Below are 15,012 nucleotides of genomic sequence, written 5' to 3'. Positions count from 1 at the left end.
TTGGCTGGTGTTTATCATTATTATTTCAACGCTATTCGGGTTGTCCGCTCAGAGTTCGATACCCGCCATCCACTCTTTCCAGCGCATGGTGACATTCGCCCCCAGCGATAAAAATGGCTCCGGTGGTAAGCGTTTCGGCTGTTGATGATCAAGAAAATCAGTTAACAGATCGGAACGGCCTAATACCGCCATTTCCGCTGCCATCATGCCTGACAATGTGCCTTTAACAGTCCCGAGTCCGTTCTGACAGCAAGCCGACCAGACTCGCTCTTCAATCTCGCCAAACGCGGGCATGGAGTTCAATGACAAACAGAGCCGTCCACCCCAGCGATACTCCATCTCCACCCCTTCAAGCATAGGAAAACGGTTAGCAAAGGAGCGATCCTGTAAGCCCGCTGCCCGCTTCATATTGTTAGGGCCGACTTCAATCGACTGATTCAAGGTGGCATGGTTGCGGATCACGATCCGGTTGCCACTGCCACGGTAATCCGAACTGCGCCGCACCGTGGTGCCTATCGGGTCTGCAGGTAAAATACCCCAGTCTTGCGCGCCCCCTAAACGGGTGACTTCCTGCGGACTCAGCGCCCGAGTCATCGATGCATAGGTAAACACATGCAACAACCGACCAGGGAAAAAGCCAAAGGATTGAATATGCCCATTAACCGCCAGAATCACCCGTTTGGCACGTACACTTCCACTCGGTGTGATTAAACGGTGCTCCGCACCAAGTTGCATCGACGTTACCGGGCTATTCTCATAGATAGATACTCGCTCGCTCATGCCTCTCGCCGCTTGACGAACAAAGGCGGCGGGCTGAATCATCACCGCCCCTGGGGTGAATAATCCCTGTTGATAAAAATCGCTACCGGTCCAATCTTTCATATCGGCCGCGCTTTTCAGTTCATAGGCTTCGCCGAGGGCATCCAAGTGGCCGCGATAACTTTCGATATGCGCCATACCTTTGGTGGTGCCTGCAGCGGTCATTTTCCCACAAGGATCAAAGACCTGACGCCCCATGCCGTAGGCTTCTGCCGTTTCACGGGCAAACTCAATCGCAGCACGGTTCAGTCGAATCTGTTGTTGATCTTGATGCTGAGTACCGGCATAACTATCTGAATTCAGATCATGGGGCAGGTCAATCATAAAACCACTATTACGACCGGCGGGGCCATCGGCTATCCGGCTGGCTTCCAATACCACTATGGATTCATCACCCACTAACTGACTGAGGCGACGAGCCGCGGCTAACCCGGCAAATCCACCTCCGATCACCACCCAATCCGCATGAATATCATCCTTCAGCGTCGAATAACCGGCGGATGATGGCAGAATACGATTCCACGCGGCGGGACCTGGGTCTTTCGGCAATCGTTTTACATTTATCGTGTTATTCATAACTTTTTCCGCCCCTATCATCAGGCAAACGCGCCCCCTGAGCGAACCCATTCACAGCGGTTCGCCCTGAGCTTTGTACCTGAATATCGAGTGCTTTAGCTGTCAGTCAGCGCAACGGTCTACGCTTCATCACCGAGATCGACCCAGATCGTTTTCAACTGAGTAAATTGATCATGGGCATGAATGGAGTTATCACGGCCACCAAAGCCCGATTGCTTATAGCCACCGAATGGCGTGGTGATATCACCTTCACCAAAGCAGTTAACCGTGACCGTACCCGCCCGCAGCGCCTGAGCAGCCCGCATAGACTTACGCGCATTCGCCGTAAAGACAGAGGCGGCCAAACCATATTCAGTATCATTGGCAACGGCGATCGCTTCTTCATAACTACTCACGGTGATCACCGAAAGAACAGGACCGAATATCTCTTCTGTGGCTAAACGATCACTGTTTTTAACATCGTCGTAGATCGTCGGCAGAACATAACAACCATCAACAGACTCGCCACCCATGATGAGTCGGTGCCCGTCTTGTTTGGCGATGTCGAAATACTCTGTAACCTTATCGAAATGACCTTTATCGACCAGCGCACCTAATTGATTGCTAGGATCGAGGGGATCACCCGTTTTCCACGCTTTGGCATGTTCTACAATTTTTGCCAGCAGTGCCTCTTTAACCCCTTCCTGCACTATTAAGCGAGAACCCGCAGAGCAGTTTTCACCCATATTCCAGAAAGCTGCGGCAACCACTTGCTCGGCAACGGTATCAAGATCTTCCGCATCATCGAGTACAACACAGGGGTTTTTACCGCCCAATTCCAGCACGACTTCTTTGATATTAGAGTCTGCAGAATAGTTAAGGAAACGGCGCCCAGTGACGGTAGAGCCCGTGAAGGTCACCATATCAATATCCATATGACGGCCAATCGCCTCGCCCACAACACGGCCGGAACCTGTCACCACATTGAACACACCCGCAGGCACGCCCGCTTCAGCGGCCAATTCAGCCACTCGAATGGCCGTCAATGACGTCTGCGCAGCAGGCTTCAGCACCACTGAACAGCCCGCCGCCAGTGAAGGGGCCATTTTCCAAGCCAACATCAAAATGGGGAAGTTCCACGGCAACACCGCACCGACCACACCGACCGGCTCACGCACCACCATCGCCATCGCACCCGAGCCAACAGGGGCCGTCTGATCATAAATTTTATCGATCAATTCTGCATGCCAGCTAAGGGTATGCACCACTTCAGGTATATCGATGGTGACGCAATCAGAGATCGGCTTACCCGAATCGATCGATTCCAACACCGCCAATTCATCACCGTGTTGTTCGATCAACTGGGTTAGCTTAATCAAGATGCCTTTACGTTCAGACGGGTGCATCTTGCTCCAACAGCCACTTTCAAACGCTGCACGCGCACTCGCGACCGCATAATCAACATCCTCTGTGGTGCAGGCGGCAATCTCGGTAATCCGCTCGCCGGTCGCTGGATTGGTCACAGCGATAGTGCCACCATCGCTGGCGGGCCGTAAGCTACCATTGATAAAACTCATAGACGGCGGCGTCAGCTGAGCCGCAATCGTTTTATACTCGTCATGTGTCAGTAAATCAGCCATCGCTTAACCCTCCGCAACAATGTTGGCAATATTCTCTTTTAGCTGAGCGACAACCTGAGCCATCGCTTCTTTCTCTGCATCATCTAACCCCAGCAGCGGCTTACGCACTTCCCCGCCAACACGACCATCCAGTGTGACCCCGTGCTTAACGCTCTGGATAAACTTGCCACCCTGTTCCAACACATGCATCAACGGCATCATCTCAGCCATAATGCGACGACCTTTGGCAAAGTCATTATCGACAACACAGGCTTGATAGAGAGCCTTATGCTCCTGCGGCAGGAAGTTAGATCCAGCACACACCCAGCTCTTAGCGCCCCAAGCAAAAAACTCCAGCGCCTGATCATCCATACCACAGGCAACCTGAATGTTTGGATAGTCATTGATCAGCATATGCAGGCGGTTGATGTCGCCTGAACTCTCTTTAATGCTACAAATATTGCTGCAGTCGGCGATACGATCGAAAAATTCAGCTTCCATATTCACACCCATGCGATCTGGGTAGTTATAAAGCATCGCCGGTAGGTTAGCGGCTCGGTCAATCGTCAACGCATGTTCAGCCAGTTCTTTCTGCGTTGGCAAAGAGTAAGGCGGCGTAGAGATAAGAATGACATCGGCCTGATATTTAGCGCCGTCTTCGGCTAATTTGATCGATTCAAGAGGATTAAGAGAGCCGGTACCAAAAATAATTTGTAGTTTATCGCCGCAGATTTGACGCGCTATTTTCAGCAACTCGACCCTTTCGGCATGGCTCTCAACATAGTATTCACCCGTGGTGCCACCAATCATTAAGCCCTGAACACCTGAATCAAGCAGATACTGTACATGCATCGCATAAGCATCATAATCAACCGTATAATCGGCTTTAAACGGCGTAACAACGGGGGTATAGATCCCTTCAAAATACATTTTATTTACCTTCATTATCATTGTTATATGACCGGATTCTTCTTCCTGAGTGGGCTATCCGAACTGACTAAAATTGTAATGACAGGGCCAACACCTCCACAATCAACCTTTTATTCGTTAAAAACATAACCTCAGGTTATGAAAAAAACCAACATCTACACCTCCACATAGTCCGTCAGCAAGCCAAACAGCGGTGCGGCAAAACAAAGCCTGGCTGGAAACTCGGTCAACCAATGCCTTATACTGTGGGTCTGTTAATCGCCAAAAAATAAAAAGAGAGCTCACCATGTGCCATATTTTTGCTGGTCAGAATCCTGAGAATTATAAATTTGTCACCCGCTCGCTGCGCTTAGCTGGCCACTCGACGAGTGTTAAGTTGGAAGCCAAATTTTGGAGTATTCTCGATGGCGTCGCGGCAGAGCAGGAAGTCAGCACCCCACAGTTTCTCTCTAAAATTTATGATGAAGCACTGGATATAAACGGCGATGTGCCCAACTTCGCCTCCTTACTACGTTGTGCCTGCGCACTCTATCTCGAAAAACCGAACGAGGTAATGAGTACCGTGCGCGAACAACTCTCAGTGGCTAGCTAACTTACTTACAGCAAAGACTATGTGTGTGGTACTCCAGTACCACCTAACCGGCAGAGAAAGAATTAACCTTTACGACATCAATCAGATGAGGTTAATTCAGAAATGGCCAAAGCTATCCATTCCATGATCCGAGTGTTTGATTTAGATCAGTCACTCTCTTTTTACCAACAGGCGCTAGACCTGAATATCGCAGAACGTCTCGACTTTGACGATTTCACACTGGTCTATCTGCGTAACGACGAAAACGATTTCGAAATAGAGCTCACCCATAATCACAACCAAACCGAGCCCTATACTCACGGCTCCGGTTATGGTCACCTCGCTGTCTGTGTTGACGATGCCGTCGCCTCGCAACAGCAACTCACCGAATTAGGCTATCAACCCGCCGAGGTGAAAGAGTTTCACCGTGATAATCAATTATTTGCGCGTTTCTTTTTTGTCACCGACCCTGATGGTTACAAAATCGAGTTTTTAGAAAAACATGGTCGCTATCAATAACCCTCTGCTACAGCATTCCGAAACCACAACAATAAAATTCCGGAGTTGAGTATGACAAAGCAAAACTTGAGCCGTAGAAGCTTCTTAAAAAAAGGCACCATGACCGCAGCCGGTGCCGTTGCTATAGCCCTATCAGGCATCAGCATTAGCCCCAGTGCATGGGCAATGACGCTAACCACACTTGATCATAAAACAGGCAAGAGCCTTTCGGCTCTCTGTCGTGTTCTCTATCCTCACAACCAACTGACGAATGTTTACTACGATGCCTGTGTCGAAGGATTAGATGCTAACGCCAAAAACGATCCCGCCTTACTGACACTATTGACCGAGGGTGTTCAGACTCTCAATGCACACAGCCAAAATAACTTCTTAGCCTTATCGGCTGAGCAGCAGCTTGTCGTGGTTAAGAAAATTGAAGGCAGCCCTTTCTTCAATCAGGTACGTAGTCACGTCGTGGTGGCACTGTATAACAATGACAAGATCTGGAGCCTGTTTGGCTATGAAGGCCCCTCTTTCCCCTACGGTGGTTATTTAGAACGTGGCTTCAACGATATCGATTGGCTGCCTAACCACTAATAAGATTAAGGATAATAACAATGAAAAAATTTGATCTGAACGATAGCAGTGTCGTGGTTGTCATCGGTTCTGGCGCAGGGGGCGGCACCCTCAGCAATGAATTAGCACAGAAAGGCATTAATGTGGTCTGCTTAGAGGCAGGCAAGCACCTCGATTTTAGAACCGATTTCGTTAACAAAGAATGGGAAATGTTCTCCAAAGAGGCCTGGCTGGACAAGCGTACCGCGTCCGGCGAATGGCGAGTCGCTAAAGACTTCCCGAACCTACCCGCCTGGATCTGTAAAACCGTCGGCGGCTCAACCCTGCACTGGGCAGGCGCCAGCTTAAGATTTCAAGAACACGAATTCAAAGGCCTTAGCACCTACGGCCATGTTGAGGGCGCCAACCTATTAGATTGGCCGATTACGCTTCAAGATCTAGCGCCCTATTATGATAAGGCCGAAGATAAAATGGGGGTGACACAAACTAACGGCATCCCCGCATTACCCGGCAATAATAACTATAAGGTGATGGAGGCTGGCGCAAAACAGCTCGGCTATAAGGAAGTTCATACCGGGCGTATGGCGATCAATTCACAACCCCGAGATGGTCGTGGATCATGTCGTCAACTAGGGTTTTGTTTCCAAGGTTGTCGAATGGGCGCTAAGTGGTCAACACTTTATACTGAGATTCCTAAAGCTCAGGCTACCGGACACTTCGAGCTGCGCGCAGAGTCCCATGTGCTACAAATAACCCATAACCAAGCGGGCAAAGTCGATGGCGTTGTCTACATGGATGCCAACGGTCAACAACAACAGCAGAAAGCCCGTATAGTCTGCGTTGCCGGTAACTCAATTGAAAGTCCACGGTTATTACTGAATTCCGCCAGCACACTATTTCCAGATGGGCTGGCTAACAGCTCGGGCCAAGTGGGCAGAAACTACATGCGCCATGTGACAGGCTCCGTCTATGGTGTATTTGAAAAGCCCGTTAATATGCATCGCGGCACCACGATGGCGGGTATTATTCAGGATGAATCCGACCATAATCCCAAACGGGGTTTTGTTGGGGGCTATGAAATGGAAACCATATCGCTCGGCCTACCCTTTTTAGCCGCCTTCCTCAACCCAGGCAGTTGGGGCAAGGAGTTTACCGGCGAATTAGACAACTATGAAAATATGGCGGGTATGTGGCTCGTTGGTGAAGATATGCCACAAGAAACCAACCGAATTACCCTAAACCATGAGGTCAAAGACCACTATGGTCTACCGGTTGCTAATGTTCATGTCACCGATCATCCCAATGACATTGCCATGCGAGAACATGCTTACAAGCAAGGGGCGGCGGTATATGAATCGATTGGCGCACTGAATACCATTCGAGTGCCGCCCTATCCTAGCACCCATAACCTTGGTACCAACAGAATGAGCCTTAACGCCAAGGATGGGGTCGTTAATGGTTGGGGTCAGAGCCATGATATCGATAATCTATTTATATCCGATGGCAGCCAATTCACCACCGGAGCGACTGAAAATCCAACACTCACCATTGTTGCCTTAGCCATTCGACAATCTGAATACATTGCCCGTGAGATGGCGGCCATGAATATCTAAAGCGTTCTTCACTCGATCCTGACTAATCGCCATTCGGCGCAGTGCTTACTGTGAGACGGTTAGTCAGTGATCTAACCTAAGTGACTTCCCTCCGTTTCGGAGGGCTTTTTATCAAAGATGATAGAAAAGTAATGTTTGAGCGTTAACTCAGCGACGTTACTTCCCCACCCATGTTTCTTCCGCCTGTATCACATCCAAAAACCAATCCCTGAAAGAACGAAACGCGGGATTATCTCGCTTGCTTTCAGAGTAAGTTAAATAATGCAGCTTTTCTCGATAATCGGTTTCAAACTCACCGACCCGCACCAGCCAACCCTGCTCGATCATGGGCTTCACTAACTGATTCCAGCCGAGACTGACCCCCTGATGATTGAGCACCATCTGAATTAGCATATTATAATCGTTCGCATTAAAAACATGCCGACGACCATCCGAATTATTCACATCCATCGAGACGCCCTGACTGGCCAACCACACTTCCCAATCAACATGTTCGGCAATCTGCGAACGGCCATAGGGACTTAGGTTAAGTAAAGTGGTGTTTAATAAACCATCGAGTGTAACGATATCCGGATTCTGTTTCAGAAACAGGGGTGAACAAACCGGATAGATCAGGTCATAAAACAGGGGGATGGAATGATAACCTTCACGGGGATCACTCACCTTATTAATAAAGATATCTGGATGAACACCCGGCTCCATCTGTAAAAAATTATTGGTAGTGACGATATTCACATCGATTTTCGGGTGATCTGCAAAAAAACCCGGTAGTCGACTCGATAACCAAAATGCAGAAAAGGCCGGCGAACAACAGATAATAAGCTCCTGTTTACGTTTATCGCTGTTTTTAATCCGCTGTGCTGCCTGAGCAATGTTCACAAACGATAGGTAAGCCGCATCATACAAAATAGTGCCCGCTTCTGTCAGCTCAACGGCTCGACCTGCCCGCTTAAATAAACTAACCCCTAAAGAAGCTTCCAACTCTCTTATTTGACGACTGATTGCCGCCTGAGTTACGCACAACGCTTCTGCGGCACGGGTAAAGTTTTGATATTTAGCGGCGGCAACAAACGACCTTACTGCTCGCAAGGAGGGCATCTTCACTAAAATCTGGTCGGGCTCTACATGTTTAACCATAACGTCAGGTATTCAATTCTCTTAATAAAAAGTCGCTTTATCGGTTTCTCACCCGGCCATAAACTGAAATTGTAAATATAAGCAGGATTCAACTTATTCACAGCAGTTTAAACTGTGCTACTGGTTTCGTCTCTCAGTTTTACGACACCAGCGTGAACGTCAACGACAGCAGCACCAGTGTAACTTCAGCGGCCAATAAAGCCATAACAATAAAAGCCTACCGTAGTGTAGGGTCATAGGAGCCACAAAGATGACCAACAAAACCAAAACTCTGGAGCTCATCAATCAACGTAAACCTCGACATGCACTCACCCGCGAGATCTATCGTGACGAAGAGGTCTATCAGCAAGATCTAGAACAGATCTGGCACAAAGAGTGGATTTTTGCCGGTCATACTTTTGAGATCGAAAAGTCTGGCGAGTACCTCACCATTCAGGTGGGTGATTACCCCGTCGTTATTGTGCGTGACGATCAAAATAATGTGCGCGCCTTTCATAATGCTTGTCGTCATCGGGGTTCGCGCGTTTGCTCAGAAGCCAAAGGTAAAACCGCTAAACTAGTCTGTCCTTACCACAAATGGACGTTCGGCCTCGATGGTAAACTTCTATTCGCGGGTAACATGGGCGAAAAATTCAACAATGATGATCACGGCCTGATGCCGGTACACTGCGAGATCGTCAACAGCTTCATCTATATCTGTGTTGCAGATCAGGCTCCGGATTTCGAGCAGTTTCGTCAGGATGTTTCACCCTTTATTGCGCCTCACAACTTAGAAAACTGTAAGGTCGCCCATGAAGCCAACTTACTTGAAAAAGGCAACTGGAAACTGGTATTTGAAAACAACCGCGAATGTTATCACTGCGACAGTAACCATCCAGAGTTGCTAAATTCATTCGTCGAAAACCTCTCGGTTGCCGGCGTTGGCGGTAGCGATGATCCAGAACTAACCGCTCATTGGGATAAGTGCGAAGCAGCGGGTTTACCAAGCCGCCTAGTGATGGATGAAGCAGGCCAATACCGCATGACCCGTATTCCACTGGCTGCAAAAGCGGTGAGTTACACCATGGACGGCAAGCCCGCGGTCAACGGTCGTTTAGATAATACCGATGTTGAAGATATCGGCGCACTGCTGTATTTCAACTACCCATCCACCTGGAATCACTTTTTGGGCGACCATGCACTGAGCTTCAGGATATTGCCGCTATCCTCCGGCGAAACATTGGTCACCACCAAGTGGATCGTGCCGAAAGATGCCGTTGAAGGCGTCGATTATGATCTCGACACACTCACCAAAGTTTGGCTGGCCACTAACGATCAGGACCGTCAGCTCGTCGAAGAAACCTTTAGAGGTGTTAGCTCACCCTCTTATATCCCAGGCCCATTCTCTGAAGTTGCCGAAAATGGCGTATGCCAGTTTGTTGATTGGTACTGCGACACAATGAAAAGCAAGTTGAGTTAAGTCGCAACTGACCACAACCCAGCCTGTTTCTGCAGGCTGGGTATTTCTGTTTATACTCCTCAAGATAACCCTCAAGACAGTCCTTAAGACAGCCCTTAAGATAGCCCTTAAGATAGCCCTTAAGATAGTCCTTAAGACAGCACTTAAGACAGCACTTAAGACAGCACTGCAAAATAGTTCTCAATACAGCGCTCGTCATACTCACGCCCTGCATATGACGATAGACCTAATTCACCATCTCAACCCCTTTCCCCCATTTTTAGTTATTAATACAGTTTTAAGCTGCATTTTTATCATCACTAATAACTAAACGTTATGGTTTTTACGGAAAATTAGTCGTTGGACGATTTTTCTCAAACCCCTTAACTTAAATGGGGTGAACAACAGAACAATAAGAAGAATGCTGCACCGAAAATTGATCATTTTGACGATCAGCTGACGGTACAGTCATTAAAGGACTGAGGGAGACACTCACCGCAGTTCATAAAGATAACAAACATAAAAATTGATAGAGGGCAGCATGACAGACTCCACAAATATTCTGTCTATCAGAAACGTCTATAAAGTATTCGGCGACCAACCGGATACGGCAATGCAGATGCTCCGTAACGGCGAAAGTAAAGATCAAATTTTTGATAAAACGGGTCAGACGGTCGGTGTTTTCGATGCGTCATTTTCCGTTAAGAAGGGTGAAATTTTTGTCATCATGGGCCTTTCAGGCTCAGGCAAATCAACGATGGTCCGGTTGCTCAATCGGCTGATCGAACCAACCGCCGGCACCATTGAGTTAAACGGCAAAGATATTACCGCCCTAGGTGACGCCGACCTGCTGGATGTTCGCCGTAAAGAGATGAGCATGGTGTTCCAGTCCTTCGCGCTAATGCCGCATATGTCCGTGATGGAAAATGCCGCTTTCGGCTTGGAAATCTCCGGTATCGAACGCCACGAACGTGAACGCAGAGCCCTTGAGGCACTCGAACAGGTGGGCTTAGGTGAACATGGTTCAAGCTTTCCACACCAGTTATCCGGCGGTATGCAACAGCGTGTTGGTCTAGCACGTGCGCTGGCAAATGACCCAACCATTCTCCTGATGGATGAGGCCTTTTCGGCACTCGATCCATTGATTCGCTATGAGATGCAAGGTGAACTGATCCGGCTGCAGAAAGAGCAGGAACGCACCATTATTTTCATCTCCCACGATCTCGATGAAGCGATCCGTATCGGCGATCGTATCGCCATTATGGAAGGCGGGCGGGTTATTCAGGTCGGTACTCCAAAAGAGATTATGAGCAACCCCGCTGATGAATATGTTGAAACCTTCTTCAAAGGTGTCGATGTCAGTAAGTTTCTTAAAGCCGGCGACATTGCCTGTAAAGAAAGCGGTTGCAGCATTCGCATCAATGGCGCTGTACAGCCGTTTAATCCAGCCAATAGCCAATTTGGTTACCTACTGGATGGCCAGGACAAGTTACAGGGAATTGTGCCGCTTAACGAGGTTGACGCCTCCGACAATGTTGATGCCTTACTCTCCCGGCAGGTCAAGCAGCATCAATCCATTTATAGCGACGACATGATCAAAGATGTGATCAAAAAAGTCGCCAATGCTAGCTATCCGGTGCCGGTCATCGCTCGCAACGGTCGTTTCTGTGGTGTGATCTCCAAAGATCTACTGCTGCAAACAATGAGCCACAGCTAATCACTCTTTAATAACAATAATTCGGGGAAGAACTATGTCAGAATTTAACCTGCTAGACCCTTTTCAGTTTCTCACTATCCCGCTGGGTGACTGGGTCGAGAGCATTCTCAACTATTTAGTACAAAATTTTCGTGAATTTTTTCGCGCTATCCGCTGGCCAATTGATCAGGTCTTAGAGTTCTCCGAAGCGATATTACAATCAATTCCACCACTGATCGGTATCATCTTATCGTCACTCTTGGGCTGGCAACTCGCCGGTAAAAAAATGGGGTTATTTTGTGCCATTACCCTTTTCAGCCTCGGTTTGATCGGTGTCTGGTCGGCATCAATGACCACCCTCTCATTGGTGCTCACCTCACTGTTTTTCTGTGTTGTATTCGGTGTGCCGCTGGGCATTCTGTCAGCCCGTAGTGACCGCGTAGAAAGAATCGTCCGTCCACTACTCGACGCCATGCAAACACTGCCTGCATTTGTTTATCTGGTGCCGGTCGTCATGCTGTTTGGTATTGGTAATGTGCCCGGCGTATTGGTCACCATCATCTTTGCCCTGCCGCCGCTGGTTCGCCTCACTAACCTCGGTATCCGTCAGGTGCCTGAAGATAAGATTGAAGCCGCCCGCGCATTCGGCTGCACACCTAAACAGATGCTCCTGAAGGTTCAATTACCTCTAGCTATGCCGACCATTATGGCGGGGGTCAACCAAACCCTGATGCTGTCACTTTCAATGGTTGTAATCGCCTCAATGATTTCAGTCGGCGGGCTTGGACAAATGGTATTACGGGGCATTGGCCGTTTGGATATGGGCTTGGCAACCGTTGGCGGTGCAGGTCTGGTACTGCTGGCCATCTTCCTTGATCGCTTAACCCAAGCAATGGGTGAACGCTCAGATATAAACAATACCTTACATTGGTACGAAACGGGTCCCGTTGGTTTCTTCGTGCGTGGCTACCGCAGCATGCAAACCCGCTAATTACTTAGCTAAATGATGCTCAACTTAAAAAAATAAATGAGGATTTACTCATGATCCAGTCACACCTGAAAAAACTCAATCGCTCGATGGTCAAACTGACCGCAACCGCTGCCCTAGCCGCACTGACCTTCAGTGTAACCACTCAAGCAGAATCCCTGCCGGGTAAGGGCGTTGAAGTGACGCCTATTTTTCCCAGTATTGCCGAAGAACGTTTTCGTGGTGAAATAGCCATTGCTGGATTAGAAGCGCTCGGGTACGACGTTGAAGACCCGAAAGAAACCGAATATGCCACCATGATGCTGGCGCTGTCATACGGTGATGCAGACTTCAGTGTACACATGTGGGATATCCTTCATGACAGCTTTTATCAAAAAGCCGGTGGCGATAAATACATGGTTAAAGCAGGGGATACCATTCCCGGTGTTTTACAGGGTTACCTGATCGATAAAAAGACCGCTGATAAATACAACATCACCAAGCTGACCGACCTTAAAAAGCCGGAGATTGCTAAATTATTCGATGCCAATGACGACGGTAAAGCCGATCTAACCGGCTGTAACCCAGGCTGGGGCTGTGAGTTGGTGATTAACCACCATATGAAAGCCTATGGTTTAGAAGACACCGTTAGCCACAATCAGGGATCTTACTTTGCCCTCATGGCCGACACCATTACCCGTTACAAGGAAGGTCAGCCAATCTTCTACTTCACTTGGGTTCCACAATGGATCGCCGGTGTACTGGTAGAAGGCGAAGATGTTGTCTGGTTAGAAGTACCACACACATCACTCCCCGACGGCAACAACGATGTTAACACCAGCTTTGAAGGTAAAAACCTAGGGTTTGCGGTCGATCAAGTAAAATCCGTATTGAATCGCGAATTCGCTGAAGAAAACCCTGTCGCCACTAAGTTTCTATCATTGGTACAGATAACCGCCGGTGATGAAAGTGCTCAGAACTTGAAGATGCAAAATGGCGAAAAATCTATTGCCGATATCAAGCGTCATGCTCACGACTGGATTGCCGCTCACCAAACTAAGTTTGATAGCTGGTTAGCCGCTGCCCGGGCCGTTGCAGAATAATCTCACCCTAAGCTAAACAAAGGCACTTTCGAGAGACGCTTTCGAGAAGCACTTTCGAGTGCCTTTTTTACCCTCTACTGAGTCTTTATCAGCAGGATTATTTGCCATGAATTTGTATCACTTTGTGCAAACGCTGAGTTTTTCTAACCTACCGGAAGCAACCCGTCACCGTGTCAGCACCTCATTGCTGGACATCATTGGCGTGCTAGCCGGTGCCATCAATAACCAAACTAGCCAGAATATCCGTGAATATGCCCAACAACACTACCCGAGTGCCAACCATAGCGCTCGGCTACTGTTTGATGGACGTTCTGTGCACCCTCTCGGCGCAGCCTGGGCCGGTGGTTTCAGTGCCGATAGTTTGGACGCCCACGAAGGTCACTTTACCTCTAAAGGTCATGCTGGCGCGACGGTCGTACCTGCCCTACTGGCACTGGCTGATGCCTATCGTCAGCAGGGTCATGAGATCAGCGGTGAAACCTTCTTATCAGCGTTGACAGTGGCCTACGAAACGGGCCTGCGTGCCGGTGTTGCGCTCATGGATAGTGCCTCTGAGTATCATGCTTCCGGGGCTTTTTCCGGACTGGGCGTAGTCTGTGGAGCCGCTCGTTTACTCAATATGAATGAAGAACAGTTTCTCCATGCACTGGGGATCGCCGAATACTTTGGCCCACGCTGCCCAATGATGCGTTTAATTGATTTCCCGTCCAACCTTCGGGATGCTCATGGCGCGGGGGCCTATGCCGGTCTTAATGCGGTCTTTATGGCGCAATCCGGTATTACCGGCGCACCGGCAGAAACCGTTGCCGACGACACGATCGCCCACTGTTGGGATGACCTAGGTGAACGCTGGGAGATCGATGCCCAATACTTTAAGCCTTGGCCGGTATGCCGCTGGGCACAGCCATCACTGACCGCGGTCACGGCGTTGCTGCACGCGCATCCAGAAATTAACGGAGACAGTGTCGATAAAATCGAGATTGAAACGTTTCATGAGTCGATGCGTCTCCAAGGACATTTCCCGCGCAATGCCGATGAAGCGCAATATGGGCTGGCCTTTCCCGTCGCCGCCTTAATTGCTAGGGGTCAGGTAGGCCCGTCTGAAGTTACCGGGGACGCTATCTTTGCCGATGATATTCTAGCGATCAGTGGCAAGATCGAGATTAAAGAAGCGGCTGACCTGTCTGCACGGTTTCCGCAAGAGATCCTGTCCCGCGTTACCCTAACGCTGAAAGACGGTCGCTGTTTCACTAGTCCGATCACCCAGGCCAAAGGCGACCCAGGCACGCCGATGAGTGACTCAGAGTTTAAAGAGAAGTTTGCCCGCCTCGCCGGTGTTAACCTTGAGCTAGCCCGATGCCAGCAGATAGTCACTGCGGTTGAACAATTGGATAATGCCCCACACTGTAACACGCTGTTTAATCTAATCATGCAACCCTAAAAGGTCGCTGGAACGCTTTTCCAGCTCCACACAACCCGTTGATAAAGCG

At 49.0% G+C, this 15,012-nt stretch carries 13 protein-coding genes; 9 read left to right on the top strand and 4 right to left on the bottom strand.

What is annotated here, in order from left to right:
* Positions 1-48: 48 nt before the first annotated feature.
* From Q4488_RS00810 to Q4488_RS00800, 3 genes are all read right to left on the bottom strand, one after another.
* Positions 49-1,395 (bottom strand): FAD-binding oxidoreductase, encoded by a 1,347-nt coding sequence (locus Q4488_RS00810; protein ID WP_303578540.1) that lies wholly within the window; start codon positions 1,393-1,395, stop codon positions 49-51.
* A 119-nt stretch (positions 1,396-1,514) separates the two neighbouring features.
* Positions 1,515-3,014 carry an aldehyde dehydrogenase gene (locus Q4488_RS00805; RefSeq protein ID WP_303578539.1) on the bottom strand — a complete coding sequence of 500 codons (1,500 nt, stop codon included), beginning with the start codon at positions 3,012-3,014 and terminating at the stop codon, positions 1,515-1,517.
* A gap of 3 nt (positions 3,015-3,017) precedes the next feature.
* Entirely contained in the window at positions 3,018-3,923 is a 906-nt protein-coding gene (locus tag Q4488_RS00800) for a dihydrodipicolinate synthase family protein (protein WP_303578538.1), read from the bottom strand.
* Between the two features lie 286 nt (positions 3,924-4,209).
* Between Q4488_RS00800 and Q4488_RS00795 the strand changes: the two genes are divergently transcribed.
* From Q4488_RS00795 to Q4488_RS00780, 4 genes are all read left to right on the top strand, one after another.
* Complete coding sequence (locus Q4488_RS00795) at positions 4,210-4,515, top strand: ribbon-helix-helix domain-containing protein (RefSeq protein ID WP_303578537.1); 306 nt, start codon at positions 4,210-4,212, stop codon at positions 4,513-4,515.
* A gap of 102 nt (positions 4,516-4,617) precedes the next feature.
* Complete coding sequence (locus Q4488_RS00790) at positions 4,618-5,013, top strand: VOC family protein (protein ID WP_303578536.1); 396 nt, start codon at positions 4,618-4,620, stop codon at positions 5,011-5,013.
* 51 nt (positions 5,014-5,064) lie between these two features.
* Positions 5,065-5,589: a twin-arginine translocation signal domain-containing protein gene (locus tag Q4488_RS00785; RefSeq protein ID WP_303578535.1), complete on the top strand. Its 525-nt coding sequence runs from the start codon at positions 5,065-5,067 to the stop codon at positions 5,587-5,589.
* A 20-nt stretch (positions 5,590-5,609) separates the two neighbouring features.
* Positions 5,610-7,181: a GMC family oxidoreductase gene (locus Q4488_RS00780; protein ID WP_303578534.1), complete on the top strand. Its 1,572-nt coding sequence runs from the start codon at positions 5,610-5,612 to the stop codon at positions 7,179-7,181.
* 156 nt (positions 7,182-7,337) lie between these two features.
* Here Q4488_RS00780 and Q4488_RS00775 read toward each other — a convergent pair whose 3' ends face one another.
* Positions 7,338-8,279 carry a LysR family transcriptional regulator gene (locus Q4488_RS00775; protein WP_303578658.1) on the bottom strand — a complete coding sequence of 314 codons (942 nt, stop codon included), beginning with the start codon at positions 8,277-8,279 and terminating at the stop codon, positions 7,338-7,340.
* Positions 8,280-8,568: 289 nt separating this feature from the next.
* Here Q4488_RS00775 and Q4488_RS00770 point away from each other — a divergent pair, with 289 nt between their 5' ends.
* The 5 genes from Q4488_RS00770 (at position 8,569) to Q4488_RS00750 (ending at position 14,963) form a co-directional block, all read left to right on the top strand.
* A complete protein-coding gene (locus tag Q4488_RS00770; protein ID WP_303578533.1) occupies positions 8,569-9,777 on the top strand; it encodes an aromatic ring-hydroxylating dioxygenase subunit alpha in 1,209 nt (402 codons plus the stop codon).
* Between the two features lie 520 nt (positions 9,778-10,297).
* Positions 10,298-11,473 (top strand): glycine betaine/L-proline ABC transporter ATP-binding protein ProV, encoded by a 1,176-nt coding sequence (gene proV / locus Q4488_RS00765; RefSeq protein ID WP_303578532.1) that lies wholly within the window; start codon positions 10,298-10,300, stop codon positions 11,471-11,473.
* A gap of 34 nt (positions 11,474-11,507) precedes the next feature.
* Positions 11,508-12,443, top strand: a complete 936-nt coding sequence (gene proW / locus Q4488_RS00760; RefSeq protein WP_303578531.1) for a glycine betaine/L-proline ABC transporter permease ProW — start codon at positions 11,508-11,510, stop codon at positions 12,441-12,443.
* A 50-nt stretch (positions 12,444-12,493) separates the two neighbouring features.
* Entirely contained in the window at positions 12,494-13,522 is a 1,029-nt protein-coding gene (gene proX, locus Q4488_RS00755; protein WP_303578530.1) for a glycine betaine/L-proline ABC transporter substrate-binding protein ProX, read from the top strand.
* Between the two features lie 106 nt (positions 13,523-13,628).
* Complete coding sequence (locus Q4488_RS00750) at positions 13,629-14,963, top strand: MmgE/PrpD family protein (RefSeq protein WP_303578529.1); 1,335 nt, start codon at positions 13,629-13,631, stop codon at positions 14,961-14,963.
* Positions 14,964-15,012: the final 49 nt, after the last annotated feature.

The organism is Amphritea sp. 1_MG-2023 (genome assembly GCF_030547545.1).
Taxonomy (GTDB): Bacteria; Pseudomonadota; Gammaproteobacteria; order Pseudomonadales; family Balneatricaceae; genus Amphritea.
This window is presented reverse-complemented; position numbering and strand designations above follow the sequence as displayed.